Annotated in this window: 23 protein-coding genes and 1 pseudogene; 5 read left to right on the top strand and 19 right to left on the bottom strand. The window is 68.2% G+C overall.

The genetic code is table 11. From position 1 onward, the window contains the following. From A5663_RS05745 to sfnG, 12 genes and pseudogenes are all read right to left on the bottom strand, one after another. Positions 1 to 565 (bottom strand): annotated as a pseudogene (locus A5663_RS05745) (magnesium chelatase); the annotation flags it as partial. A 95-nt stretch (positions 566 to 660) separates the two neighbouring features. Further along, on the bottom strand, positions 661 to 1,053 hold the full coding sequence (locus A5663_RS05740; RefSeq protein WP_068145121.1) for a nuclear transport factor 2 family protein: 393 nt from the start codon (positions 1,051 to 1,053) through the stop codon (positions 661 to 663). Beyond that, on the bottom strand, positions 1,050 to 1,358 hold the full coding sequence (locus tag A5663_RS05735; protein WP_068145118.1) for a putative quinol monooxygenase: 309 nt from the start codon (positions 1,356 to 1,358) through the stop codon (positions 1,050 to 1,052). The genes A5663_RS05740 and A5663_RS05735 overlap by 4 nt, the downstream gene beginning before the upstream one ends. Then, entirely contained in the window at positions 1,355 to 2,290 is a 936-nt protein-coding gene (locus tag A5663_RS05730) for an NAD(P)-dependent oxidoreductase (RefSeq protein WP_068145113.1), read from the bottom strand. Before A5663_RS05730 ends, A5663_RS05735 begins: the two co-directional genes overlap by 4 nt. After that, on the bottom strand, positions 2,287 to 2,775 hold the full coding sequence (locus tag A5663_RS05725) for a nuclear transport factor 2 family protein (protein WP_068145109.1): 489 nt from the start codon (positions 2,773 to 2,775) through the stop codon (positions 2,287 to 2,289). The genes A5663_RS05730 and A5663_RS05725 overlap by 4 nt, the downstream gene beginning before the upstream one ends. Further along, the gene (locus A5663_RS05720; protein WP_231976698.1) at positions 2,768 to 3,184 is read right to left on the bottom strand and encodes a hypothetical protein; all 417 of its coding nucleotides are present in this window, start codon (positions 3,182 to 3,184) and stop codon (positions 2,768 to 2,770) included. The genes A5663_RS05725 and A5663_RS05720 overlap by 8 nt, the downstream gene beginning before the upstream one ends. 58 nt (positions 3,185 to 3,242) lie before the next feature. Then, a complete protein-coding gene (locus A5663_RS05715) occupies positions 3,243 to 3,938 on the bottom strand; it encodes a TetR/AcrR family transcriptional regulator (protein ID WP_068145105.1) in 696 nt (231 codons plus the stop codon). Positions 3,939 to 3,974: 36 nt separating this feature from the next. After that, complete coding sequence (gene purH, locus A5663_RS05710; RefSeq protein WP_068145101.1) at positions 3,975 to 5,540, bottom strand: bifunctional phosphoribosylaminoimidazolecarboxamide formyltransferase/IMP cyclohydrolase; 1,566 nt, start codon at positions 5,538 to 5,540, stop codon at positions 3,975 to 3,977. After that, complete coding sequence (gene purN / locus A5663_RS05705; protein WP_068145099.1) at positions 5,537 to 6,166, bottom strand: phosphoribosylglycinamide formyltransferase; 630 nt, start codon at positions 6,164 to 6,166, stop codon at positions 5,537 to 5,539. The genes purH and purN overlap by 4 nt, the downstream gene beginning before the upstream one ends. Positions 6,167 to 6,176: 10 nt before the next feature. Beyond that, the gene (locus A5663_RS05700) at positions 6,177 to 7,535 is read right to left on the bottom strand and encodes a DUF6350 family protein (protein WP_068145097.1); all 1,359 of its coding nucleotides are present in this window, start codon (positions 7,533 to 7,535) and stop codon (positions 6,177 to 6,179) included. Positions 7,536 to 7,605: 70 nt separating this feature from the next. After that, positions 7,606 to 8,553, bottom strand: a complete 948-nt coding sequence (locus tag A5663_RS05695) for a DUF5336 domain-containing protein (protein WP_068145092.1) — start codon at positions 8,551 to 8,553, stop codon at positions 7,606 to 7,608. Positions 8,554 to 8,604: 51 nt separating this feature from the next. After that, positions 8,605 to 9,735 (bottom strand): dimethylsulfone monooxygenase SfnG, encoded by a 1,131-nt coding sequence (gene sfnG / locus A5663_RS05690; RefSeq protein ID WP_068145089.1) that lies wholly within the window; start codon positions 9,733 to 9,735, stop codon positions 8,605 to 8,607. Positions 9,736 to 9,846: 111 nt separating this feature from the next. On the opposite strand from sfnG, the gene A5663_RS05685 reads away from it, so the two are divergent. Continuing rightward, positions 9,847 to 10,695, top strand: a complete 849-nt coding sequence (locus A5663_RS05685) for an LLM class F420-dependent oxidoreductase (protein ID WP_068145087.1) — start codon at positions 9,847 to 9,849, stop codon at positions 10,693 to 10,695. 21 nt (positions 10,696 to 10,716) lie between these two features. On the opposite strand, the gene modA is transcribed toward A5663_RS05685, so the two are convergent. The 4 genes from modA to sucC all read right to left on the bottom strand — a co-directional run bounded on the left by modA (position 10,717) and on the right by sucC (position 15,217). Continuing rightward, positions 10,717 to 11,460 (bottom strand): molybdate ABC transporter substrate-binding protein, encoded by a 744-nt coding sequence (gene modA, locus A5663_RS05680; RefSeq protein ID WP_068145084.1) that lies wholly within the window; start codon positions 11,458 to 11,460, stop codon positions 10,717 to 10,719. Between the two features lie 6 nt (positions 11,461 to 11,466). Further along, positions 11,467 to 12,993, bottom strand: coding sequence for an acetyl-CoA acetyltransferase (locus A5663_RS05675; protein ID WP_068145081.1), 1,527 nt, complete (start codon positions 12,991 to 12,993; stop codon positions 11,467 to 11,469). 144 nt (positions 12,994 to 13,137) lie between these two features. After that, positions 13,138 to 14,040, bottom strand: coding sequence for a succinate--CoA ligase subunit alpha (gene sucD, locus A5663_RS05670; protein WP_068145078.1), 903 nt, complete (start codon positions 14,038 to 14,040; stop codon positions 13,138 to 13,140). A 10-nt stretch (positions 14,041 to 14,050) separates the two neighbouring features. Beyond that, positions 14,051 to 15,217, bottom strand: a complete 1,167-nt coding sequence (sucC, locus tag A5663_RS05665; protein ID WP_068145075.1) for an ADP-forming succinate--CoA ligase subunit beta — start codon at positions 15,215 to 15,217, stop codon at positions 14,051 to 14,053. Between the two features lie 269 nt (positions 15,218 to 15,486). Here sucC and A5663_RS05660 point away from each other — a divergent pair, with 269 nt between their 5' ends. Beyond that, positions 15,487 to 16,551: a M23 family metallopeptidase gene (locus tag A5663_RS05660; RefSeq protein ID WP_068145071.1), complete on the top strand. Its 1,065-nt coding sequence runs from the start codon at positions 15,487 to 15,489 to the stop codon at positions 16,549 to 16,551. A gap of 9 nt (positions 16,552 to 16,560) precedes the next feature. Next, positions 16,561 to 17,166 carry a hypothetical protein gene (locus A5663_RS05655; protein ID WP_068145067.1) on the top strand — a complete coding sequence of 202 codons (606 nt, stop codon included), beginning with the start codon at positions 16,561 to 16,563 and terminating at the stop codon, positions 17,164 to 17,166. A gap of 5 nt (positions 17,167 to 17,171) precedes the next feature. On the opposite strand, the gene pcrA is transcribed toward A5663_RS05655, so the two are convergent. Beyond that, positions 17,172 to 19,490, bottom strand: a complete 2,319-nt coding sequence (gene pcrA / locus A5663_RS05650) for a DNA helicase PcrA (protein ID WP_068145064.1) — start codon at positions 19,488 to 19,490, stop codon at positions 17,172 to 17,174. 141 nt (positions 19,491 to 19,631) lie between these two features. Between pcrA and A5663_RS05645 the strand changes: the two genes are divergently transcribed. Next, positions 19,632 to 19,898, top strand: a complete 267-nt coding sequence (locus A5663_RS05645) for a chorismate mutase (protein ID WP_068145061.1) — start codon at positions 19,632 to 19,634, stop codon at positions 19,896 to 19,898. A gap of 10 nt (positions 19,899 to 19,908) precedes the next feature. Here A5663_RS05645 and A5663_RS05640 read toward each other — a convergent pair whose 3' ends face one another. Together A5663_RS05640 and A5663_RS05635 are read right to left on the bottom strand one after the other, a co-directional pair. Next, positions 19,909 to 21,846 carry an acyltransferase family protein gene (locus A5663_RS05640; RefSeq protein WP_068145057.1) on the bottom strand — a complete coding sequence of 646 codons (1,938 nt, stop codon included), beginning with the start codon at positions 21,844 to 21,846 and terminating at the stop codon, positions 19,909 to 19,911. Positions 21,847 to 21,904: 58 nt separating this feature from the next. Further along, complete coding sequence (locus A5663_RS05635) at positions 21,905 to 23,353, bottom strand: NAD-dependent succinate-semialdehyde dehydrogenase (protein ID WP_068145053.1); 1,449 nt, start codon at positions 23,351 to 23,353, stop codon at positions 21,905 to 21,907. Positions 23,354 to 23,402: 49 nt separating this feature from the next. Here A5663_RS05635 and pgi point away from each other — a divergent pair, with 49 nt between their 5' ends. Further along, on the top strand, positions 23,403 to 25,094 hold the full coding sequence (gene pgi, locus A5663_RS05630; protein WP_068145048.1) for a glucose-6-phosphate isomerase: 1,692 nt from the start codon (positions 23,403 to 23,405) through the stop codon (positions 25,092 to 25,094). Positions 25,095 to 25,148: the final 54 nt, after the last annotated feature.

The following is a 25,148-nucleotide window of genomic DNA, read 5'->3' as shown; positions in this document are numbered from 1 at the left end:
CGGGCAGCTCGTTGATCGCGACGATGCCGCGGTGCGCGCGCGGGATGAGACCGTAGGCGATGGTCTCCGGGTCGCCGAGGCTGCGACCCTCGGCCACCTTGATCGGGTCGATGTCGCCGACCAGGTCGGCCACGCTGGTGTCCGGGGTGGCCAGCTTCTCGGTGTAGCGCTCGCTGCGATGCCGCCAGGTGATCGGCAGGTCGTCACCGGAGTCGGCCACCCGCCGGATCGACTCCGGGGTGATCGGGGTGTACGGGTGCTCACCCAGCTCGGAGCCGGCGATCACCGGGGTCCATTCGTCGAGCAGACCGGTCAGCGCGCGCAGCAACCGCGTCTTGCCCTGCCCGCGTTCGCCGAGCAGCACCACGTCGTGGCCGGCGATCAGCGCGCGTTCCAACTGCGGGATCACGGTGTCCTCGAAGCCGAAGATGCCGGGCCACGGGTCGCTGCCCTCGGCCAGCGCGGCCAACAGGTTGTCGCGGATCTCTTCTTTGACGCCCCGCTCGCGGTGGCCGGACGCCTTCAGCTCGCCGACGGTGCGGGGTAGATCTTGGGGTTGGGTCACCACTCCAAGCTACGACTTGTCCCGCGAGAGTGCGGGTCTGCAGCCGACACGCCGCGCAAATGTCAGAGTTAGTGCACGGTCGCGCGGCACGACAGTCAAGAGCCCAGCAGCGCCGTGACCGCCGTGGGGTCTTTGTAGTAGACGTCCAACTCGACGATCTTGTCGGCACGCACCCGGTAGATCTCGACGAGGTTCATCGTCACGCTGCGGCCGGAGCGCGCCGTGAACGTGAGCGCGAAGCGGGACACCACCGTGTCCTCGGTCAGGGCCTCCAGCTGTAGCGGGCCGCGGGTCAGTTCCATGTCCCGGGTCATGTCGGCCAGCAGCGCGCGGAACCCGTCCGGACCGTGATGGTCGCCGCTGTAGGGCAGGCCACCGGCCTCGTGCAGAACGAAGCCGTCGTCGAGGACGCGGCAGGCGTCGTCCAGATTCCCGTTGTGCAGAGCGGCCGTGAATCGGCGCACGACGGCAACCGCTGACGCGCTCATGCCATCGGGATGGGATCTGCGCCGGGACTGACGTACTGAACGATGCGCGGCATACCTTCGATCAGGGCGAGGTACTTCGGTATCGACTCGCGCACCCACTCGGTGGTGCCGTGTGACGCGCAGGCGGCCGCATCGGCGTAGACCTCGATGACGACGTACTCCTCGGGCTGCTCGACGCTGCGCGCGAAGCCGTAGTGGATGACGCCGGGCTCCTGGTTGGACATGGTCGACACATGGTGCATCAGTTCTTCGAAAGCGTCGGCATTGGCTTGCGGCACATGCAGGTTGGCGATGAACGTGATCATCGGCCGGCCTTCGCCGGCTCGCCGATGACGTGATGGGCGGTGTGCAGGCGGGCCGCGGCCGATTCGATGGTCCGGCGCACGCCCTCGCGCACCGACACCTTGTTCGACCCTAGCAGTGCGACCATCTTGGTGGTGTCCGCCCAGATCGGCCACGCCTTGCTGTCCTCGACGAAAGTCGGTTCTTTGCCGAGCATTTCGCCTGCCATCCGGCAGTACTCCTGCGTGGTAACGGGTTCGGTGCCGCCGACGTTGACGATTTCGGCGCCGACCTTCGCGATACCGGCTGCGGCGATGGTCTTTTCGACGTAGTCGTCCTCGTAGAGCGGGGTGTGGAGGTTGCGCACACCGGGATAGACGCTCACCGGTTCGCCGCGGATGATCTGGTCGATGCGCTGGGTGACGCCGCCGCCGCGGGGACCGTAGAAGGAGAAGATCCGCACGATCACGGTCGGCAGCTGGTAGTCGAGGCTGAGATGCTTGAGCAGGAACTCGGCCGCGATCTTGCTTGCGGCGTAGTTCTCCGCAGAGCTGTGCAGACCGTAGGGATCGTCCTCGCGCAGCGGGCGCTCCCCCTGGTACTGGTACAGCGACCCCGTGCTGCCGTGCACGAACGCCTCGCAATCCCGATAGCGCCGGGCGAGTCGGCCCGCGGCGCCGGCGTTGACCTCATAGGCGGTTGCCTGGGTGGGCGGCAGCACCGCGTAGTTGATGACGATGTCGACCGCCTCCGGCAGCGGCGAGAGGTCCGGGTCGGCGAGGTCGAACGCGATCGGATGCGCGCCGGCCTGTTCGAGCATGCGACTCTGAGCCGGGTCGGAGAACCGCGCGACCGCGAAGACCTCGTTCGACTTGGCGAGTTCGACGGCGACGGGGAAGGCGACAACGCCGCTGGCGCCCGTGACCAACACGCGCTTTCCCGAAATCCTTGTCACAGCAGCCCCTTTCGGGCGATTGCGGCTGCGACGCCGCGTAACCTGGTGGCGCCGTTGAATGTCAGCAGCGGCGTGACGAGATCCTCCCGCAGCCGGGTCAACTTCCAGGTCGCCAGCAGCCAGCCGTCATCGCCCTTGCGGTAGGTCTCGTGGTAGTGGCCGTAGCCGTGCAGCGTGACCGACGGGATCAGCCGCACCACGTCGTTGAGTGCCCACACCCCGCGGGCGGTCGTCGGCGACGTCAGCGAGATCTCCGGGGCATGAACGTGGTGCACGGTCCTCTGACTCGGCCTGCCGAGCGTGCTCCTGGTGTAAGCGACGAACGCATCGGCGCCGGTGATGACGCGACCGCCGAGTTCGGCGACGAGGTCCGGTGCGAACAGTGTCCGCCAGGCCGCCCAGTCCTTGGCGTCCAGGTAGCGGCAGTAGCGGGCCTTCAACAGCTTGATCGACTCGACGTCGACGAGCGCGTCGGCGTCATCCATCGCCGGCTGCGGCCTGCATGGCGTCGGCTTCGTAGCTGCCCATGAACTCCATGGGGACGCCGCCCATCGTGCAGAAGAAGAGCTCCACGCCCGGCATCCCGACGTCGAGGACGGTCACGTCGTCGGTGAAGGCGCGCGCCTTCTGCTGGGCGTTGGCATAGTCATCGGTCAGAAAGGACAGTGCGGCAAGGCCTTCCGGCGCCACGGCGCGCAGATGTTCCGGGACGTCGAGGACCTCGATGAGTCCGGCGGTGCCGGTGCCGAGAATCGTCACGTCGGCACCGTCCGACGGCGGCCACCCGAGAGTGGCCTCCAGGATGTCACCGGGCACCCGAAAGTGGTGTTGCACTTCCATGCCGACGACATCGGTCAGGAAGCCAATGAACGTGTCGGCGGAGTGGCTACGCATGACGACGTGATGGAGTTGGTTGGGCAACTCGGCACCTCCTAGCCCGGGCGAGGCCATGCTAGCCAGTAGCGCGATTGGCTCGCGGCCTTTTCGACATCTTTTTTCCTGCTCGGAAAAAATTGTCCAGTCCGGCGATCACCACATCGAGGTTGAACTCCAACTGCCGGCCATCGCCATCGCCGTCGTCACCGTCCCGACCGGCGATCACCTGACGCAACAGCGGAAAGGCCCCCGACTCGGCGCCATGCAGTGCGGTCGCCACCTCGGACACGTTGGGGTGGGTGTGAATTTCCGCCGACAGCACGGCTTCCCGGCCGGCCGCATGCCCCAACTCGCTGACCAGTCGCAGGATGCGACCGGCCTCGTCGACAGTGCATCCCGAATCGACGAGGACCTGCAGCACACGCTCCACCGGCGCCAGCGCGCCCAATCCCGTTGCAGGTAGCCGGAAGTAGGGCGCCAGCACCCCCAGCTTCACCACCGCGTCGCGCAACGCCGCGGCATAGCTGCGCAACACGTCGCGCCAGTCACCGTCGGAGGGCAGGGTGACACGGCTGAGTTCGGATTCGAAGACGTCGACGGCCACCAGTTCACGCAGCGCGTCCCGATCGCCCACGTGATAGTTGAGCGCCTTGGGATCGACACCGAGGACGTCGGCAACCGCCTGCATCGTCAACGCTTCGGGCGCGACGGTCCGTGCGGCCGAGACGATCCGCTCCCGGCTGATCTGCCGCGGCCTGCCCCGTGTCCTCATCAGGACGACTATAGGGATTTGCCGGCGTGCAAACGGCTAGTGCGCGAAGTGGCGCGCCCCGGTGAGGTACAGAGTGATGCCGGCCTTGGCCGCCGCCGCGGTGACCTCGTCGTCCCGCACCGAACCGCCCGGGTGCACGATGGCCCGCACACCGCCATCGGTGAGCACCTCGAGGCCGTCGGGGAACGGGAAGAACGCGTCCGACGCCGCGACGGCGCCGCGCACCCGGTCGCCCGCGCGTTGCACCGCCAGCCTGGCCGCGTCGACACGGTTGACCTGGCCCATGCCCACGCCGACGGTCGCGCCGTCGGCCGCGACGACGATCGCGTTCGACTTCACCGCTCGGCACGCCCGCCAGGCGAACTTCAGGTCCGCCAGCGTCGCCGGATCGGCGGGCTCGCCGGTGGCCAACGTCCAGTTGAGCGGGTCGTCGCCCGGGGCGGTGAACTCGTCGCGCTGCTGCACCAACAAGCCACCACTGACCTGACGGAACTCCGTGCCACCCGGTTGCGGCTCGGAGGCGACCAGCACGCGAATGTTCTTCTTGCGGGCCAGAACTTCCACCGCGCCGGGTTCGTAGGCGGGCGCGATGATCACCTCGGTGAAGATGTCGGCGACGGTCTCGGCCATCTCGACGGTCACCTCGGTGTTGGCCGCGATCACGCCACCGAACGCCGACAGCGGATCGCACTCGTGGGCCTTGCGGTGCGCATCTGCGACCGACACCGACGAGATCGCGATACCGCACGGGTTTGCGTGCTTGATGATCGCCACGCAGATCTCGGAGTGGTCGAACGCGGCCCGCCACGCCGCGTCGGCGTCGGTGTAGTTGTTGTAGGACATCTCTTTTCCGTGCAGCTGCTCGGCCTGCGCCAGGCCCGGCCACACGGCGTCGTTGCGGTAGAGCGCGGCCTGCTGGTGCGGGTTCTCGCCGTAGCGCAACACCGCGCTGCGGCGCCAGGTGGCACCGACCCACTCCGGCAGCGGCGACTGATCCGCGGACGGCGCGAGAACCGAACCCATCCACGACGCCACCGCGACGTCGTACTCGGCGGTGTGCCGAAACGCCAACGCGGCCAGCCGCTTCCGCTCGGCCAGCGTGAACCCGCCGGCACGCACCGCAGCGAGCACGCCGTCGTAGCCGAGCGGGTCGACCACCACGGCGACGCTCGGGTGGTTCTTGGCGGCCGCCCGCACCATGGAGGGCCCGCCGATGTCGATCTGCTCGACGCACTCGTCTTCGCCGGCACCGGAGTCCACGGTCTCGGTGAACGGGTACAGGTTGACGACGACGAGTTCGAACGCCGCGACACCGAGGTCCGCCAGCGCCGAAACGTGTTCGGGCTTGCGCTGATCGGCGAGCAGACCGGCGTGCACGTGCGGGTGCAGTGTCTTCACCCGCCCGTCGAGCACCTCCGGGAAGCCGGTGACCTCTTCCACCGGCGTCACCGGAACACCGGTGGAGGCAATGGTTTTCGCGGTCGAACCGGTCGACACGATGCTGACGCCCGCGTCGTGCAGGCCGCGGGCCAACTCGGCCAGGCCGGTCTTGTCGTACACGCTGATCAGCGCCCGCCGAACCGGCCGCTTGCCCTCGGTCATCCGATTCTTGCCTTTCGTCCAGTCCAGGTCACGCCGCGGACAGCTACCGCGGCCAGGACATCCACCAGCAGTCGCCGTTCGACGACCTTGATCCGTTCGTGCAGGGTCGCCTCGTCGTCGTCGTCGAGGACGGGCACCGCCTCCTGAGCCAACACCGGACCCGTATCGGTACCCGCATCGACGAGATGCACGCTGCACCCCGTCACTTTGACTCCGTAGTCGAGGGCGTCGGGTACCGCATGCGCGCCGGGAAAGGCCGGCAGCAGTGCGGGATGGGTGTTGATGATGCGCCCCATGAAACGTGAGAGGAACTGCGGCCCAAGTATTTTCATGAAGCCCGCGGATACGATCAGGTCCGGCTCGTGGGCGGCCGTCGCCTCGGTGATCGCCGCATCCCACGCGGCCCGGTCCGGATGGTCGCCCAACCGCACCGTGTAGGCCGGCACGGAGGCGGCCGCCGCAATCTCCACGGCCGGGCATGAGCGGTCGGTCCCGACGGCGACGATCCGCGCGGGATACTCGCCGCCGGTGGCATCCAGCAGCGACCGCAGCAGCGAACCGGTACCCGATGCGAGCACCACCACCCGTGCAGGCACCTTCGGGGGCACACGGAGGGGTTGCTGCACGCCTGGCAGCCTAATGGGTGCGTGGTGCGTCGTCGTCGTCCGCCATGAAGTGCTCCTCGGGGTCGGCGACGGGCCGGCTGTCGGGTTCGACGTCGGCTTCCACGACGGGATCGGTCTCGGCGACGGGCACGGGTTCCGGCTCGGGTTCGACAGGGGCCGGCTCTTCGAGAACCTGCTCGTCGAGTTCTGGTTCGGGCTCCGGTTCGGGCTCCGGGTCGGCCTCGGGAACCGGCACCCGCGCCCTGCGGGCGATACCACCCGTCATTGCGACGGTGAGCGCGCCGATCCCGGCGAACCAGATGAAGACCGCGGGCCCGAACGTCGCCTGGTCGACGCCGACGTCGCCGAAGTTGCCCAACCGCCCGCCGCCGGCGTAACCCAGCAGCGCCATGGTCAGCGCCGCCAGCCCAGAAGCGACGACCAGCTTCGCCAACGCCGGTCCCGGCGGCAGCGGCCGTCGCGCACACTGTTGCCCGACCGCCACCGCCGAAGCGGCCGCGACGATCAGCAGCGCCACCCAGACCGGGCCGAGCGGCGGCGACGGCACCGCCGCCAGCACGGGAAGAGCCGGGATGTCACCACCGAACACGGTGAACGAGCTGAACGTGGCCAGCCCGACGTGTGCGCTCGACCCGACGGCCACCGCGGCCGTGCCGACGAGCACGTTCGGTATGTAGAGCACCGACAGCACGGTCAGGCTGAGCTGCCCGAAGATCGAGTCGGTGATCGAGTAGAGGTCGTGCATCGTCGACCAGTGCACGACCATCGAGCCGGCCGCCACCACCCCGGAGAGGCCGAGCAGCGCGAGCACGCCGGCGGCGGCGGCGCGCACCGCATCGGGGACCCAGCCGGGGAGCGCCGAAGCTGTCAGCAGCCGGCGCCCGAGTCGAGACCCCACCCCCACCGCCGCGCCGATCGCGTGGACGGCCAGGACGCCGCCGAACGCGTGCAGCGCATTGGGGGTCTGCAGTTCGGTGAGCACCGAAGCGGCATCGTGGACGACGGCAAGCGCGATCGCGGCGATCAGCAGCGGGCCGCCCAGCGCCGAGCCGACGACCCAGCGCGTCACGAACCACGAGCCGCGCGGCGAGGTGGCTGCGGCGGTCGTGCGCGCCGTCCCCCACACCATCGCGAATGCGGGCAGCAGCGGCATGACACCCAACTCGGCGCCGGCGATCGACACCGGCACCAGGTGCACGCCCAGCCACATGCTGGCGATCGCGCCGAGCGCGCCGGTCATGTCGCTGTTGGCGATCAACAGCTGCAGCAACACGATCGCCGCGATGACGACGAGCGCCACCAACGACGGCCCGAACGCGACCCGAAGCAGCTCACGCGCCTGGCGTGTGCCGACTGGCCGTTGATCCACGGGTTGGGCCGCTCCTCAGTCAGGCTGGCGTGCGACGGTGACGCACGCGCGGCTCAGACTACTGGCTCACCTAGGAGGGGGTCGGCCCTGACTGCGAGGAAGACGACTGTTGTGTCGGAGCCTGAGTCGTCGGCGCCGACGCCTGTCCTGATGACTGACCCGGCGTCTGGGCCGAGGTCTGAGCCGACGACGACGGCGGCTGGCCGTACGCGGGGAAGCCGGTCGGCGGGGTCGGGGACCCCTGGTGCTGGCCGTGATGTTGGCTGTGCTGACCCTGTTGCTGCTGGCCTTGCTGCTGTTGCTGCTGGCCCTGCGCGGGATAGCCGCCTGTCGACGGGCCGCTCGAGTACCCGCCCGGGTACGTCGACGGGTATCCCTGCCGCTGGTGCTGATGCTGCGGGCCGCCGTGATGGCCCTGGCCGAGCTGACCCGGCTGGCCGTAGTACTGGCCGGCACCGCCGTACTGCTGTCCGTAGGACTGGTCGTACTTCGGCCGCGGCGCAGGCGGGCTGATCACGCCGGACTCGAAGAGCAGCGCCGCCACCGCGACGATCGCCTGCAGCAGCGTGAAGGCGATGATCAGGTAGAGGCCCCAGTCGATCGATGCGCCGCTGGGCCTGTTGATCACCTCCGCGATGACCAGGAGGAACGCGGCGACCGCCAGCACGGCGTACACCGCGGTGAACGTGGACTGCCGGGGCAGCAGGCTCGCTCCGGCGAAGAGCCCCGCCAGCAGCGAGGCGCCGACGGCGAGCACCAGACCGATCGAGCTGCCGCTGATGCTGCCGAGCCCGGGGAAATCGGAGGCCGAGATGGTGAACAGCGGCGCGAAATTCGACAGGTACACCGCCAGACCCAGCACCGCCGCCGCGATGGCGAGGTACGTCGGCAGCTTGTTCGCTTCGTCGGTGGCCGACGGCGCGCTGCCGAACTGTTGGGTCTGGGCGGAGAACTGGGTGGTCGGCTGCTGTGCGGACGGGTAGCCGGGGCTACCGGGCGGACCTGATGGGTAAGACATGGCCTCTCCTGTGCTCGGGCGGGCGTCGAATCCACGCTAGCGCACGGTCGGTCAGGCCGAGATCAGCACCGGCTCGCCCACGGTGTCCCGCTCGGCCTCCTCGATCTCGCGCACCAACGGCAGCACGTTGGCGCCGAAGTACTCGATCTCCTCCTGGAAGTGCAGGAAGCCACCGAGGATGAGGTCGACGCCGCGTTTGCGGTACGCCGCAATGCGTTCGGCGATCTGCTCTGGTGTGCCGATCAACTGCGTGCGGAAGCCGTCGTTGTACTGCACCAAGTCCTCGAACGTCGAATCGGCCCACATGCCGCGCTTGTCCGCCGTCGAGTTGCCGGCCTGTTGCACGGCGGCGTGGAATCCCGCCACCGCGGGGCGGTTCGCCTTGTCGACGATCTCGCGCAGCGTCTCCTTCGCTTCCCTTTCGGTGTCGCGGGCGATGATGAACCCGTTGAGGCCGAAGCGGACCTCGCGCCCGACAGTGCGGGCGTGATCACGGACGTCGACGATCTGCTCAGTGACCCCGTCGAAGTCCTTGCCGTTGGAGAAGTACCAGTCGGCGTAGCGGCCGCCGTTGCGGCGAGCCGCGGTGGAATTGCCGCCCTGGAACAGCTCCGGGTTGGGACGCTCAGGCGTGTTGAGCGGTTTCGGCTTGAGCGTGAAGTCGTGGATCCGGTAGAAGTCGCCGCGGAAATCCACGTCGTCCTCGGTCCAGATTTTGCGCAGCACCTGCAGGAACTCCGCGCTGCGGCGGTAGCGCTCGTCGTGTTCGAGCCAGGGCTCGCCCAGATGGGTGAACTCGTCCTTGAACCAGCCCGAGACGACGTTGACGGCGAACCGGCCGCCCGAGAGGTGGTCGGCGGTCGCGCCGAGCTTGGCGAGCACGCCGGGCTGCCAGAGCCCCGGGTGGACGGCCGCGATCACCTTGAGCCTCTGCGTGGCCAGCAGCAGCGCGAGCGAGAAGCTGGTCGACTCGTGCTGGAACTCGGCGCCGTAGCTGGCCTCGTAGCGCACCTGCGACAGCGCGTACTCGAAGCCGTTGTTCTCCGCGGTCTGCGCGAGCTTGGCGTTGTACTCGTAGTTCCAGTCGGTGCGCTGCTCGATGTCGCTGGTGACCAGGCCGCCACTGACATTGGGCACCCAGTAGGCGAACTTCACGTGGTCGGCGATGCGTTCGGTCGTCATGGTCTGACATGACAGCAGCGCCGGTCGCCCCCGTCGCCGGTATCACTCGTCGTGAACATTTGTGTCGGACCGGCGCTTGCCCTTCTGACTAGAACACGTTCTAATTCGGGCATGGACTATGGGCTCGTGCTGTTCACCAGTGACCGCGGGATCACGCCCGCGTCGGCCGCGAAGCTGGCCGACGACCACGGCTTCACCACGTTCTACGTGCCCGAGCACACCCACATCCCGATCAAGCGGCAGGCCGCGCATCCCACCACGGGCGACGAGTCGCTGCCCGACGACCGCTATATGCGCACGCTCGACCCCTGGGTCAGCCTCGGGACCGCGGCGGCGGTGACATCGCGAGTGCGGCTGTCGACGGCCGTTGCGCTGCCGGTCGAGCACGACCCGATCACGCTGGCGAAGTCGATCGCGACGCTCGATCACCTGTCCGGCGGCCGTGTCAGCCTCGGCGTCGGCTTCGGTTGGAACACCGACGAACTCGCCGACCACAACGTGCCGCCGGGGCGCCGACGCACGATGCTGCGCGAGTATCTGGAGGCGATGCGCGCGCTGTGGACTCAGGAGGAAGCCTCCTACGAGGGCGAGTTCGTCAACTTCGGGCCGAGCTGGGCGTGGCCGAAGCCCGCGCAGTCGCACATCCCGGTACTCGTCGGCGCCGCCGGCACCGAGAAGAACTTCAAGTGGATCGCGCGGTCGGCCGACGGCTGGATCACCACGCCGCGCGACTTCGACATCGACGAGCCGGTCAAGCTGCTGCAGGACACCTGGGCGGCCGCGGACCGCGAGGGCGCACCGCAGATCGTGGCGCTCGACTTCAAGCCCGATCCCGAAAAGCTCGCTCGTTGGGCGGATCTCGGCGTCACCGAGGTGCTCTTCGGTCTGCCCGACAAGTCCGCCGACGAGGTCGCCGCCTACGTCGAGCGGTTGGCCGGCAAGCTGGCTGCGCTGGTCTGATTGGCGGCTCGCCGCCGTGGTCTAGGGCTTCGCGAAGCCCGCTTCGCCGAGCACCTTCTGCCCCGCCTCGCCCGTCACCGCGTCGACGAATCTCTTTGCGAGATCGGCGTTTCCGGCATCTTTGAGGACAGCGATCGGATACGTGTTCACAGCCGTCGAAGCTTCGGGTAACGGGACTGCAGAGATCTTCTCGCCCGCATCCTCGGCGTCGGTGACGTACACGATTCCTGCATCGGCCTGGCCGCTGGTGACCTTGTTGAGGACGTCGGTGACCGACGACTCCTCGCTCACCGGCACGAGTTTCACCCCCGCCGACTGCTCGACCTTCTGCGTCGCAGAGCCACAGGGCACCTGTGGTGCGCACACGACGGTGCTGACCCCCGGCTGCTCCAGATCACGTAAGGCGTTGATGTTCTTCGGGTTTCCGGGCCGAACGACGATGGTCAGCGTGTTCGACGCGAAGTTCACCGGGTCGCCGGCGAGCAACCCCGCCGAGGCGGCCTTGTCCATGTTCCTGGCGTCCGCGGAGGCGAACACGTCGGCATGCGCGCCCTGCGTCAGCTGTGTGACGAGGTCAGAGGACCCTGCGAAGGAGAACTCCACTCGTGTGCCCGGGTTGTCCGCCTCGAACTGCTTGCCGATCTCGGTGAACGCGCTCTTGAGCGACGCCGCCGCGAAGACGGTCAGCGCGTCCCGATCCGGTTGTCGCTGAGCGCATCCGACGGCCAGCGTCAGCAGCAGCACCGCGAGCAGTACGCGCTTCACCAGGAGCTACGCCAGGCTCGCGCGGTTGATCTTGCCGTCGCGGCGCACCGTGATCGCGGCACCGAGTGGATCCCCGTCGGACATCAGCGCGACGAGGTCCTCGTCCTCGGTGAGGGCCATGAAGCGCGAGTCGTCCGCTTCGGCCCTGCCGACGATGACGCCGGTGCGCACAGGCCAGTCGTAACGCACCGAGTACGTCTCGATCCTGCCGCGGCCTTCTGGCCACTCGTTGACCGGAACCGTCGGCAGCGCTGCGACTTCCGCGTTGAGGTCTGCGCTGCGGTCCGTGCGCCAGTCGACAGGGCGCGTCGAATAGATGCCCGTCGAGTACTTGCTCATCGTGCCGCCGTTGGCGCCCACGAAGCCGAACTGCCCCGGCTGGTCGCGCATCTGCGCGACCGTCTCGGCGATCGCGTGCAGCGAGTAGCTGTTGCCCGGGCCGCCGAAGTAGGGCAGCCCGCCGGTCACCGTCAGGCCACGCGGGTCGTCGCCGTCGATTCCGAGGCCCTCGCAGACGACGAAGACCGGGAACGGGAAGCAGCTGTACAGGTCGAAAGTGGCGATGTCGTCGACACCGATCCCCGCCACCCGCAACGCTTCTCGCGCGGCGTGTACGGCCGCCGGGCTGGCACCCAGATCGACCCGGTCGAGCAGGTCCTGTTCGACCATGTCCGCGTGACCGTGCAGGTAAACCCATTTGTGTTCGGGCACACCGAGCCTGCGCGCCGCCTCGACCGACATCATGATCGCCGCGGCGCCCTGGTTGACCTGGTCGCGTGCCACCAGCAAACGGGGGTACGGGTCGCAGATCATCCGGTTGTCGTCGGTGGCGGTGACGATCTCGTCGACCGAGCGTTCGACCGGCGAGGACGAGAACGGGTTCTTGGCAGCGACTTTCGACATCGGCGCAAACAACTCGGCCATCAACCGCCGGTAGTCGGCCACGCCCAGGCCGAGGCGGGCCCGGCGCGCGTTGTCCAGCAGGCCGTATTGCACTGCGGCGCCGGTCAATCCGTGCGAAGCGGTGTATTCGGTGAAGTACTGCTGGACCTGGTGACCGCGGTCCTCCAACTGTCCATCGACGTGTTCGGTGAAGTCCGGCTTGTCGTCGCGATCGGCGAAGTACCGCGCCGTCGACCCCGGCTCGGAACCCATGACCACCGCCACGTCGAATTCGCCTGCTGCGAGGGCGTTCCCGGCCTCGGTGACGAGCTTCTGCGGGCTCTGGCCGCCGACCGGCTCGAGGACGACGCGGGCCGGGTCGCCGCCGACTCGGCGCATCACCGAGCGCGGGTAGTTGTTCGACTTGCCCAGCGTCGCCGGCATGGGCCCGGAGATTTCGAACTGCCGCAGCCCGTAGACCGTCTCGACGGACTGTGCCATCGCGGCCGGGTCGACGCCCGTGTCGGCCAGCGCGGCCCGTACCGCCTCGGTGGCGAGGTCGACCGCGGACATGCCGCGGTAGCCCGGGTCGTCGATGCGCTCGGTGAACTGCCCGACGCCGACGATCACCGGGGTGCGGGGAGCGACCATTACCGACCTCCTGACAACTGTTAATTCGACAGGCTAATAGACGTCGGCGGCGCGTGTTCGTCCGGCCCTCACAACGCGAAATAGCATTCCCGGTCGCGATTTCGACGCGACAGCGACCAGGAATGCTATTTCGGCGGTGAATTGCTACTGGTTCTGCAGGATCTCCCGAGCCAGCCGGGCGGTCTCCGACGGCGTCTTGCCGACCTTGACGCCCGCGGCCTCGAGCGCTTCCTTCTTGGCCTGCGCGGTGCCCGACGATCCCGAGACGATCGCTCCGGCGTGGCCCATCGTCTTGCCCTCCGGCGCGGTGAAGCCCGCGACGTAGCCGACGACCGGCTTGGTGACGTTGGCCTTGATGTAGTCGGCCGCACGCTCTTCGGCGTCGCCGCCGATCTCACCGATCATCACGATGATCTTGGTGTCGGGGTCCTTCTCGAACGCCTCGATCGCGTCGATGTGCGTGGTGCCGATGACCGGGTCGCCGCCGATGCCTATCGAGGTGGAGAACCCGAGGTCGCCCAGCTCGAACATCATCTGGTAGGTCAGCGTGCCCGACTTCGACACCAGGCCAACAGGTCCCGAGCCGGTGATGTTGGCGGGCGTGATCCCGGCCAGCGCCTCGCCAGGCGTGATGATGCCCGGACAGTTCGGGCCGATGATGCGGGTCTTCTGACCTTTCTCGACGTTGTAGGCCCACGCATATGCGGTGTCCTGCACCGGGATTCCCTCGGTGATGACGACGAGCAGCGGGATCTCCGCGTCGATGGCCTCGATGATCGCGTCCTTGGCGAACTTCGGCGGAACGAACACCACCGACACGTCGGCGCCCGTCTCCTTCATCGCCTCGGCGACGGATTCGAACACCGGCAGCTCGATGTCGTTGCCTTGAGCGTCCTTGTGCGACACCGTCGTTCCGGCCTTGCGGGCGTTGACGCCGCCGACCAGCTGGGTGCCCGCCTTGAGCATCAACGCGGTGTGCTTGGTGCCTTCGCCGCCGGTGATGCCCTGGACGATGACCTTGGAATCCTTGTTCAGAAAGATCGACATTTCAGTCCTCTCAGGCCTTCGCCGCCAGCTCGGCGGCCTTGTCGGCGGCTTCGTCCATGGTTCCGACCTCGGTCACCAGCGGATGGTTGGCCTCGGCCAGGATGCGCCGGCCCTCTTCGACGTTGTTGCCGTCCAACCGGACGACGAGCGGCTTGTTGGCCTCGTCGCCGAGGATCTTCAGCGCGTTGACGATGCCGTTGGCCACCGCGTCGCAGGCGGTGATCCCGCCGAACACGTTGACGAACACGCTCTTGACCTGCTCGTCGTTCAAAATCACGTCGAGGCCCGCGGCCATCACCTCGGCCGAGGCGCCACCGCCGATGTCGAGGAAGTTCGCCGGCTTGACGCCGCCGTGCTTCTCCCCCGCATAGGCGACGACGTCCAGCGTCGACATCACCAGGCCCGCTCCGTTGCCGATGATGCCGACCTGGCCGTCGAGCTTGACGTAGTTGAGGTCATTCTCCTTGGCCTTGAGCTCCAACGGATCGGTGGCGTCGCGGTCCTCGAACTCCGCGTGCTCGGGATGGCGGAAGTCGGCGTTGCCATCGAGGGTGACCTTGCCGTCGAGCGCCAGGATCTGGTCGTCCGGCGTGCGCACCAGCGGGTTGACCTCGACGAGGGTGGCGTCTTCGGCGACGAACACCTCCCAGAGCTTGGCGATCGTCACCGCCGCGGCGTCGAGCACCTCCTCGGGCAGATGCCCTTTCTGGGCGATCTCGCGCGCGAACGCCTCGTCGACACCCTTGGTCGCGTCGACGGGGACCCTGGCCAGCCGGTCCGGCTTGGTGGCGGCGACCTCTTCGATCTCCATGCCGCCCTCGACGGAGCACATCGCCAGGTAGGTGCGGTTCGCCCGGTCGAGCAGGAACGAGATGTAGTACTCCTCGGCGATGTCGCTGGCCTCGGACACCAGCAACTTCTTGACGATGTGCCCCTTGATGTCGAGGCCGAGGATGTTCTGCGCGTGGTTGAGCGCGTCGTCGGCCGTGGCCGCGTACTTCACGCCGCCCGCCTTGCCGCGGCCGCCGGTCTTCACCTGCGCCTTGACCATCACAGGCTTGCCGATCTCCTCGGCGATCGCCTTGGCGTCCTCAGCGGAGTCGGTCACCCGGCCCGGCGTGGTGGGTACGTTGTGCTTGGCGAAGAGCTCTTTCGCCTGGTATTCGAAAAGATCCATTGGCTTTGGAACGTCCCTTGTCTCTAGCGCGTCGATTGCGGAGTTGGGCCGAAGGCTCGCAGGCACTTTATCCAGACGCCGAGGACGCGTTGGCACCGCCTACCGCTCATGTGGCAGATCTCACCGGCGCACACTCCGTGATACAAGTCACAATCGGTGCCGGAATAGCCGCACGGCTTGCACCTGTCAACGGGATTTGGTTACCGTGCCTCTGGCCTCGATAACGTTTCGATCACGGCAAGCATCACGAAAAGCAAGGATTCTTCACGTTGGCTGCGCACCGTTCGTCCGGATCCATTCGCAGATCGTCGACGAAACGGCAAATTGACGGTAGGGCAAGGGAATCCGCCGCCGAAGTCACCGACATCATCCCGTTCAATGAGTTCGGCGACCTGCCCGATCTGGGCACTGACGTCGACTTTCGCGAGAACAGCGCGTTCGACCGCGAAGCACAGGTCATCCACGCGCCCGAACTCGACGACCTGAACGACTCCGACGATCTGGTGCCGCTGCGATTGGCCGTCCCGTCGGAGTTCCGGGCCGGCCCGCGCCACTCGCGCCGCACCCACGCTTACCGTGACAGCCACACCGACACCAGTGACGGCGCGGCCGCAACCGACGTCATCCACATCGGCAGCCGGCGGGCCCAGCACCGCAAGCAGGAAGTGCCGGTGAAGGGTCGGCTGATGGTCGCCGCAATGGCAGTCGGTGCGACCGCCGCCGGCGCGTACTCGATGGCCAACGCCGCGCACGAGTCGTCCCCGGAGACCGTGCTGGCGGTCGGTGCGGACCCGCTCGCCAGCCCGATCAGCGGCTCGGTCGACGGCATGCAGATCGTCGCCGTGACGCCGGCCGCCAGTTCGGCCATGCACTCCGAGGAGATCCAGAAGGCCGCCGCATTCGCCCAGGAGCGGGCGGACCGCGAAGCACGGCTGCAGCGGCCGATGTTCGTGATGCCGACCAAGGGTGTCTGGACGTCCGGCTTCGGCTATCGCTGGGGCGCGCTGCACGCCGGGATCGACCTCGCCAACTCGATCGGCACGCCGATCCTGGCCGCCGCCGACGGCGTCGTCATCGCCGCGGGCCCGCAGGCCGGATACGGCAACTGGGTCAAGCTGCGTCACGCAGACGGAACGGTGACGCTGTACGGCCACCTGAGCGCGTGGAACGTCGAGGTCGGCCAGCGTGTCTGGGCGGGCGACCAGATCGCCAAGATGGGCAACACCGGCAACTCGACGGGTCCGCACCTGCACTTCGAGGTGCACCTCAACGGCACCGACCGCGTCGACCCGGTCGGCTGGCTGGCCAAGCGCGGCCTGAGCCCCACGAACTAATCTGGCCCGGTGGCCAGCGACGACGCCCCCGACTCCGGACGTTCCGAAGCTGCGCAGCCACGCCGCCCGGAGTCCGATCCGGAGACGAAGATCATCCGCCGCCACCCCACGGGGGCGATCCCGGTCGCGGACGATGCCACGCAGGTCGTCGATGTCGACGCCACGGAACTGACCGAGCAGGCCGAGCCGCAGACGGGTTATATTCCCCGGGCCAGACCTGCCGCCGTCACACCCGCACGCCGCTCGGCTCCCAACGCGAACGGCGCGATAGCGACCGCGGTGGTCGCGATCCTGAGCGGCTGGGCCACCGCCGTCATCGCGACCGACCTGATCACCGCGTGGTGGCGGTCGGACCGGTTGTTCTGCGTCGCCATCGGCTTTCTGACCGCGATCTCCGCGGCGGCGTTGATCACGGGCCTGATCGGCTTACTGCTGCGCCGCCGGGTGAGCCGGTTGCTCGTCGTGGTCGGTGCGGTGGTGGCGCTGCTCATCTTCTCGAGCCTGTTCGTCGCGGGCGCGAAGCTTCCGCCGGTGGTGTACGCGATTCCGGTCCTGCCGCTTGCGAGCATCGCCTTGGCGGCACTGCCGATCACCGGACGGTGGGCGCAGTCGTAGCGCTCCTAGAGCTTGGTGATCGGCGCGTGGTTGTGCATCAGCTTGACGCGACCGGAGCTGCCGAAGTCGATGAGCGACATCGCCGACTCCCCAGCGCCGGTGACCTCCTCGACGCGACCCAGCCCGTACTTGTCGTGGGTGACCCGGTCGCCGGGTTCGAGCACCAGCAGCGGGCGCTTGGCGGCGCCGGATCGCGTCGGTGACGGGCGCGCGGTGCCGAACATCTGCCCGCGCCCTGCCGAAGACGTGCGGCCCGGCGCGCTGAACGACGGGGTCGGATCGGTGCGGCGCCAGTCGATGAGGTGCTGCGGAATCTCCTTGAGGAACCGCGATTCCGGGTTGAGCATCGGCTGCCCCCACGACGAGCGGATCTTGGCGCGGCTCAGGTAGAGCCGCTGCCGCGCCCGGGTGATGCCGACGTAGGCCAACCGGCGTTCCTCGGACAGCTCGCCGGGGTCGCCCAGCGCCCGCATGTGCGGGAACATGCCGTCCTCCCAGCCGGTGACGAACACGACCGGGAACTCGAGGCCCTTGGCGGTGTGCAGCGTCATCATCGTCACGACTCCGGCGCCGTGTTCGGGCAGTTCGTCGGCGTCGGCCACCAGCGACACCCGCTCCAGGAACTGAGCCAGCACCCCGGTGTCGGGAACGTCCTCGTCGAGGGGTTCGTCCTCGGCGAGTGCTCGCGCGTTGGCCAGGTCGGTGCTGAATTCATGTGCGACGCTGACCAATTCGTTGAGGTTGTCGAGACGCGCGAGATCCTGTGGGTCGCTGGACGACTCGAGCTCGGCGCGGTAGCCGGTGCGGTCCAGCACCGCCTCGACCAGCTCCCCCAGTTCGCCGTCGAGGCGGCCGCGCAGCTCGTCGAGCATCTCCACAAAACCCGAGATGCATTTCTCGGCGCGGGTGTTGAGCATCGGAACCCTGCCCTCGGCGGCCGCCTGCAGGGCGTCGTTGAAGCTGCACCCGGCATTCTCGGCGTACACCGCCACGCAGGCTTCGGCGCGGTCCCCGATACCGCGCCGCGGGGTGTTGAGGATGCGGCGCATGCTCACCGAGTCGCCGGGGTTGTCCAGCACTCGCAGGTAGGCGACGATGTCGCGGATCTCCCGGCGTTCGTAGAAGCGCACGCCACCGACGACTTTGTACGGAATGCCGGCGCGGATGAAGACCTCTTCCAATGCGCGCGACGAGTTGTTGGTGCGGTAGAACACCGCCACGTCGTTGTACGTCGCCCCGCCGTCGACCAGCGCGTCGATCTCCTGGGCGACGAACCGCGCTTCGTCGTGCTCGTTGTCGGCGACGTAGCCGACGATCAGCTCGCCCTCCCCCGCGTCGGTCCACAGCCGCTTCTCGCGGCGACCGGTGTTGCGGGAGATCACCGAGTTCGCGGCGTTCAGGATGTTCTGCGTGGAGCGGTAGTTCTGTTCCAGCAGAATCGTTGTGGCGCTGGGGAAGTCGCGTTCGAAGTCCTCGATGTTGCGGATGGTCGCACCGCGGAACGCGTAGATCGACTGGTCGGCGTCACCCACCACGCACAGCTCGGCGGGTGCCACACCGTCAACCGTTTCCGTGCCGACCAGTTCCCGGACCAGCACGTACTGGGCGTGGTTGGTGTCCTGGTACTCGTCGACGAGGATGTGCCGGAACCGCCGCCGGTAGTACTGCGCGATCTGCGGAAAGGCTTGCAGCACAGCGACCGTCTCACCGATCAGGTCGTCGAAGTCGAGCGCGTTGGCGGCGCGCAGGCGACGCTGGTACTCCGCGTAGACTTCGGCGATGATGCCGGGCAGTTCCTCGCCCGCCTCCGACGCCTCGGCGGCCGCCTGCTCCGGACCGACCAACTCGTTCTTGTGGTTGGAGATGCAGTTGGACAGCAGCCGCGGCGAATACCGCTTGGTGTCCAGGCCCATGTCCTTGCCGATCATCAGCAGCAGGCGGCGCGAGTCGTCGGCGTCGTAGATCGAGAAGTTCGAGTTCAGGCCCTTGATCAACGAGGCCTGGTTGCGCAGGATCCGCACACACGTGGAGTGAAACGTCGACACCCACATCGAGCGAGCGCGCGGCCCGACCAGCTGCACGACACGCTCGCGCATCTCCGCGGCGGCCTTGTTCGTGAAGGTGATGGCCAGCACCTGCCCGACGCCGACGTCACGGGCGGCCAGCAGGTAGGCGATCCGGCGGGTGAGGACCGCGGTCTTGCCGGAGCCTGCGCCGGCGACGATGAGCAACGGCGAGCCCTCGTGCAGGATGGCTTTGCGCTGCTGCGGGTTGAGCCCGTCGAGCAGTTGGTCGGTTTCGGTGGCCAGGTTCGGTGCGCTCATGTCGACTTACAAACCTACCGCTGTCCAGCGACAACCCCGCGGTGAACCACCCATCGGGCTTTGCGCCGGTGACGCCGTTGGTGGCACACTCTGTCTCGTCGGCCGCTCGCGGATCCGCGGCCAGAGACCTGTGAGAATCCCATGACGAGCGAAACCGAGACTGTGCCCGATATCGATGACCTGCGCCAGGAGATCGACCGGCTCGACGCCGAGATCCTGGCTGCCGTGAAGCGCCGCACCGAGGTGTCCAAAATGATCGGCCAGGCCCGGATGGCCTCCGGCGGCACCCGCCTCGTGCACAGCCGCGAGATGAAGGTGATCGAGCGCTACAGCGAACTCGGCCCCGACGGCAAGGACCTCGCGATGCTGCTGTTGCGTCTGGGCCGCGGCCGCCTCGGCCACCAGTAGATCAGCCGCGTCAGCGCAGCGCGTCGGTCAGCCACGGCGTCAACCACTCCACCGCCTCCGGCGTCGGGTGCACCCCGTCGGTGCGGATCCGGATGCCGTTGATCCGGTTGGTGTAGCCGCCGTTCGGGCCCAGCTTGCGGTTGAGGTCGAGAACCGACACGTTCTGCCGGTACTTGACGACGCTGCGCAGCAAGGCGTTCCAGTCGTCGGTGCGATCGGGGTCGTCCTCCGGATAGAGGCTGCCGTCCGATCTCTCGGCACGGCGGTTGTACGGCTCGGTGGTGACGACGACGCGCGCGCCGGTCGCCGACAGGATGTCGAACACGCGATTGAGCTCGGAGCGGAGATACCCGTCGTAGACCGGGTCGCCGATGTGCATCCAGCGGCCCTCGTGCATGCGGTCGACGACCTCCCAGCGACCGATGATCAGCAGCACCGCGTCCGGGCGCTCATGCTTGATGCGTTCGGCCCACCTGCTCGGCCACGAGTCGCACTCCGGTTTCTGGTTCAACGGCTGCCCGGTGTACCGGTACGGTCCGCCGCGCGCGATGCCACAGCCGATCATCGTGTAGTCGGCGAACGCGAAGCCGGGTGTTTCGGGCAGGTAGCGCATCACCGTCCACCCGACGGAGTCCCCGAAGACCGCGACGGTCCGGGTGCCCGGTTTGCGGGTGACAGGACGCTGCACCGCGACGGGCACCTCCGGTGCGACCAGCGCGGCGGAATCGATGCCCGGATTCTGCACGGAGGCGGGCGGCACGCCGACCGGCAGCACCGTCATCGTGATGACCGCTGCGGTGGCGGCGGTCGCGCCTGCCAGCGGCAGCATCGGCACGATCACCGGCCGCCAGCGCCGGATCGGCTGTTCGAGCAGCCACCACGACAGCGCCGCCAGCCCGAGCGTCGCCGCACACCGCAGCGCGAACAACGACCAGCCGGACCACCCCGTGCGCTCACCGTTGATCACCAGGAAGATCGGCCAGTGCCACAGGTAGACGCCGTAGGAGATCGCGCCGAGCAGCACCAGCGGCCGCCACGCCAGCACGCGCGCGAGGGGTCCGTCCTGATCCATCGCCGCCGCCCCGACCACCAGAGCGGCCGCAAGCGCCACCACGATCAGCAGGCCACTGCGGAAGTCGCCGACATCACCGGTCGCGGTGTGCGCGGCGAATCCCAGCACCGCAATCCCGACGACGGACAGGGCGCGGGCGACCCATCGCAGCCACCGCGTCCTGATCACCGGCCCGGCCATGGTCACGGTCGTCCAGTCGCGCACCAGCAGGGCGGCCGCCGCGGCGCCGACGAGCAGCGCCTGCGCGCGGGTGTCGGTGCCGAAGTAGACGCGATTCAGCGTCTGCCCGTCGACAAGCACGATCGTCGCCGCCGCCGACGCGAGCGCACCCACTGAGGCGAGCGCGAACACCGCCCACCGCAGATGTGTCCGTTCGCCCCGGCAGCACAGATACGCCAGAGCGATCAGCAGCAACGGCCACAGCACGTAGTACTGCTCTTCGACGCCCAGCGACCAGGTGTGCTGCAGCGGCGACGGCGGGGCGCCCTGGCTGAAGTAGTCGGTGCGTTGGGCGACGAACGCCCAGTTGGCCGCCCAGAAGAACGCGGCGACGGCGTCCTCACGCAGCGTCGAGATCGCCTCGCTCGCGAACAGCTCGCGCGCGGCCACCACCGCGAGCACGACGACCAGCAGCGCGGGCAGCAGCCGGCGGGCCCGGCGGATCCAGAAGTCGCGCAGCCGGATTCGTCCCGTGCGGGCGTGCTCGTCGAGCAGCAGCGACGTGATGAGGAAACCGCTCAGCACGAAGAACACGTCGACGCCGAGGAACCCGCCGTGCACACCCGGGATGCCGCCGTGGTCGGCGAGCACCAGCGCGACGGCGATGGCGCGGATCCCGTCCAGGGCGGGAATCTCGCGTCGTCGGCCGGCGGTCACTGCCGAAATTTTGCCTGCGCGGGCAGAGGCCCGGTGGCAGGCGCGGCGGCGTGTCGAGTTACTTCGTCAACGCGATGTACTTGACCTCGAGGTACTCCTCGATGCCCTCGAAGCCGCCCTCGCGCCCGAAGCCGGACTCCTTGACGCCGCCGAACGGCGCCGCCGGGTCGGAGATCACGCCCCGGTTGATGCCGACCATCCCGGACTCGATGCCGTCGGCGACGCGCAGCGCGCGGTCCAGCGAGCGCGTGTAGACGTAGGCGGCCAGCCCGTACTCGGTGTCGTTGGCCGCGGCGACGCCCTCCTCCTCGGTGTCGAAGCCGGTGATCGGCGCGACGGGTCCGAAGACCTCCTCGGAAAGGATGCGGGCGTCGGCGGGCACGTCGGTCAGCACCGTGGCCGGATAGAAGTTGCCCGGCCCGCCGGGGGCGACACCACCGACCGCGACGGTCGCGCCCCGCGACACCGCGTCGTCGACCAACTCGGTGACGGTGGCGACCTGCTTGGCGTTGATCAGCGGGCCCAGGGTGGCCGACTCGTCGATCCCCTTGCCGAGCTGGAACTCGCTCATCCGCTTGACCAGCTTGTCGGTGAACTCCTCGCGCACCGAGTTCGCGACGTGGAAGCGGTTGGCTGCGGTGCATGCCTCGCCGCCGTTGCGCATCTTGGCCAGGATCGCGCCGTCGACGGCGGCGTCGACGTCCGCGTCGTCGAACACGACGAACGGCGCGTTGCCGCCGAGTTCCATCGAGGTCCGCAGCAGCTTGTCGGCCGACTGCTTGACCAGCGCCTTGCCGACGCCGGTCGAGCCGGTGAAGGTCAGCTTGCGCAGCCGGCCGTCGTCGATCAGCGCGGCGGTCACGTCGCCGGCGCTCTTCGTCGGCAGCACCGACAGCACACCCTTGGGCAGGCCCGCCTCGTCCATCAGCTTGGCCAGCAGCAACATGGTCAGCGGGGTCTCCTGGGCGGGCTTGACGATCATCGTGCAGCCGGCGGCCAGCGCCGGGCCGATCTTGCGGGTGCCCATCGCCAGCGGGAAGTTCCACGGCGTGATCGCGTAGCACGGGCCGACCGGTTGCTTGGTGACCAGGACGCGACCGCTGCCCGCCGGGCTCGGAGTGTAGCGGCCCGCGATGCGCACGGCCTCCTCGGCGAACCAGCGGAAGAACTCAGCGCCGTAGGTGACCTCGCCCATGCTCTCGCGCAGCACCTTGCCCATCTCGAGGGTCATCAGCGTCGCGATGTCCTCGGCGCGGTCGGTGATCTTCTCGAACACCGCGCGCAGGATCTCGCCGCGCTCGCGGGGTGCGGTGGCGGCCCAGTCGGCCTGCACCGCGCAGGCGGCGTCCAGCGCGGCGATCGCGTCCTCGGCGGTCGCGTCGGCCACGGCGGTCAGCACCTGGTCGTCGGACGGGTCGAGAACGTCGAAGGTCGACGAGCCCTCGCGTTCCTCACCGCCGATCCACAGTCCGGTGGGCACAGACGACAGCAGCTTCGCGGTATCCATACGTTCTTCCTTACACCCTCGGCCATTTCGCCGCATTAGGGTCGTATCCATGAGCAGCGATGAGCGCTTGCGCGAAGAGCGGACAACAACCGAGACTGCAGACATCGCCTCGACCCCGGCCTTCGCGGCCCTGCGGCGGCACCACGAGGAGATCGGCGCCAGGCATCTGCGTGAGTTGTTCGCCGAGGATCCCTCCCGCGGCACCGAGTTGGCGACGACGGTCGGCGACCTCTACGTCGACTACAGCAAGCACCGCGTCACCCGCGAGACGCTGAGTCTGCTGGTGGACCTGGCCCGCGCCGCGGGTTTGGAGCAGAAGCGCGACGCGATGTTCGCCGGCGCGCACATCAACACCTCCGAGAACCGCGCCGTCCTGCACACGGCCCTGCGGCTGCCGCGCGACGCCGATTTGCACGTCGACGGGCGCGACGTCGTCGCAGACGTGCACGATGTGCTCGACAAGATGGGCGCCTTCACCGACCGGCTGCGCAGCGGCGAGTGGACCGGCGCGACCGGCGAGCGCATCGCCACCGTGGTCAACATCGGCATCGGCGGTTCGGATCTCGGCCCTGCGATGGTGACGCTCGGGCTGCGGCACTACGCCGACGCGGGCATCTCGGCGCGGTTCGTCTCGAACGTCGATCCGGCGGACCTGGTGGCCAAGCTCGACGGACTCGACCCGGCCACAACGCTTTTCATCGTGGCCTCGAAGACGTTCTCGACACTCGAGACGCTGACCAACGCGACGGCTGCGCGGCGCTGGCTCACCGACGCGCTCGGGGACGCCGCGGTGGCCAAGCACTTCGTCGCGGTGTCGACCAACAAGAAGCTCGTCGACGACTTCGGCATCAACACCGAGAACATGTTCGGCTTCTGGGACTGGGTCGGGGGCCGCTACTCCGTCGACAGCGCAATCGGGTTGAGCGTGATGGCCGTCATCGGCCTCGAGCGGTTCGGCGAGTTCCTGTCCGGGTTCCACATCGTCGACGAGCACTTCCGCACCGCTCCGCTGGAGGCGAACGTGCCGGTGCTGCTCGGGCTGATCGGGCTCTGGTACAACGAGTTCTTCGGCGCGGAAACCCGTGCGGTGCTGCCCTATTCGAACGACCTGGCCCGTTTCCCCGCCTACCTGCAGCAGCTCACGATGGAGTCCAACGGCAAATCGGTGCGTGCCGACGGGTCACCGGTCACCACCAGCACCGGCGAAATCTTCTGGGGCGAACCGGGAACCAACGGCCAGCACGCGTTCTACCAACTGCTGCACCAGGGCACGCGGCTGGTGCCCGCCGATTTCATCGGGTTCTCCCAGCCCACCGACGACCTGCCGACCGCCGACGGCACGGGCAGCATGCACGACCTACTGATGAGCAACTTCTTCGCGCAGACCCAGGTGCTGGCGTTCGGGAAGACGGCCGAGGAGATCGCCGCCGAGGATACGCCGCCGAAAGTGGTGCCGCACAAGGTGATGCCCGGCAACCGGCCCAGCACGTCGATTCTCGCCACTGAGCTGACGCCCTCGGTGTTGGGCCAGTTGATCGCGCTCTACGAGCACCAGGTGTTCACTGAGGGCGTCATCTGGGGCATCGACTCGTTCGACCAGTGGGGCGTAGAACTCGGCAAGACGCAGGCAAAGGCGCTGCTGCCGGTCATCACCAGCGCCAAATCGCCTGCCGAGCAGTCGGATTCGTCGACCGACGCGCTGGTGCGCCGGTATCGCAGCGAGCGCGGCCGCTCCGCCTGACTGCCGCTCCGTCTGACCCGCAGACAACAATGCGGCGCACGTCTTTCGGTAGCG

The sequence above is a fragment of the Mycobacterium sp. E740 genome (genome assembly GCF_001672895.1).
Classification (GTDB): domain Bacteria; phylum Actinomycetota; class Actinomycetes; order Mycobacteriales; family Mycobacteriaceae; genus Mycobacterium.
The sequence above is the reverse complement of the archived record's forward strand: the minus strand, read 5'-3'. Positions and strand labels throughout refer to the sequence as shown.

What these genes read in the sequence shown, in the direction of transcription:
- A5663_RS05740 (WP_068145121.1), bottom strand. Translation starts at nt 1,053, where the DNA reads ATGAGCGCGTCAGCGGTTGCCGTCGTGCGCCGATTCACGGCCGCTCTG.
- A5663_RS05735 (WP_068145118.1), bottom strand. Translation starts at nt 1,358, where the DNA reads ATGATCACGTTCATCGCCAACCTGCATGTGCCGCAAGCCAATGCCGAC.
- A5663_RS05725 (WP_068145109.1), bottom strand. Translation starts at nt 2,775, where the DNA reads ATGGATGACGCCGACGCGCTCGTCGACGTCGAGTCGATCAAGCTGTTG.
- A5663_RS05720 (WP_231976698.1), bottom strand. Translation starts at nt 3,184, where the DNA reads ATGCGTAGCCACTCCGCCGACACGTTCATTGGCTTCCTGACCGATGTC.
- A5663_RS05715 (WP_068145105.1), bottom strand. Translation starts at nt 3,938, where the DNA reads ATGAGGACACGGGGCAGGCCGCGGCAGATCAGCCGGGAGCGGATCGTC.
- purH (WP_068145101.1), bottom strand. Translation starts at nt 5,540, where the DNA reads ATGACCGAGGGCAAGCGGCCGGTTCGGCGGGCGCTGATCAGCGTGTAC.
- A5663_RS05695 (WP_068145092.1), bottom strand. Translation starts at nt 8,553, where the DNA reads ATGTCTTACCCATCAGGTCCGCCCGGTAGCCCCGGCTACCCGTCCGCA.
- sfnG (WP_068145089.1), bottom strand. Translation starts at nt 9,735, where the DNA reads ATGACGACCGAACGCATCGCCGACCACGTGAAGTTCGCCTACTGGGTG.
- A5663_RS05685 (WP_068145087.1), top strand. Translation starts at nt 9,847, where the DNA reads ATGGACTATGGGCTCGTGCTGTTCACCAGTGACCGCGGGATCACGCCC.
- A5663_RS05675 (WP_068145081.1), bottom strand. Translation starts at nt 12,993, where the DNA reads ATGGTCGCTCCCCGCACCCCGGTGATCGTCGGCGTCGGGCAGTTCACC.
- sucD (WP_068145078.1), bottom strand. Translation starts at nt 14,040, where the DNA reads ATGTCGATCTTTCTGAACAAGGATTCCAAGGTCATCGTCCAGGGCATC.
- sucC (WP_068145075.1), bottom strand. Translation starts at nt 15,217, where the DNA reads ATGGATCTTTTCGAATACCAGGCGAAAGAGCTCTTCGCCAAGCACAAC.
- pcrA (WP_068145064.1), bottom strand. Translation starts at nt 19,490, where the DNA reads ATGAGCGCACCGAACCTGGCCACCGAAACCGACCAACTGCTCGACGGG.
- A5663_RS05645 (WP_068145061.1), top strand. Translation starts at nt 19,632, where the DNA reads ATGACGAGCGAAACCGAGACTGTGCCCGATATCGATGACCTGCGCCAG.
- A5663_RS05635 (WP_068145053.1), bottom strand. Translation starts at nt 23,353, where the DNA reads ATGGATACCGCGAAGCTGCTGTCGTCTGTGCCCACCGGACTGTGGATC.
- pgi (WP_068145048.1), top strand. Translation starts at nt 23,403, where the DNA reads ATGAGCAGCGATGAGCGCTTGCGCGAAGAGCGGACAACAACCGAGACT.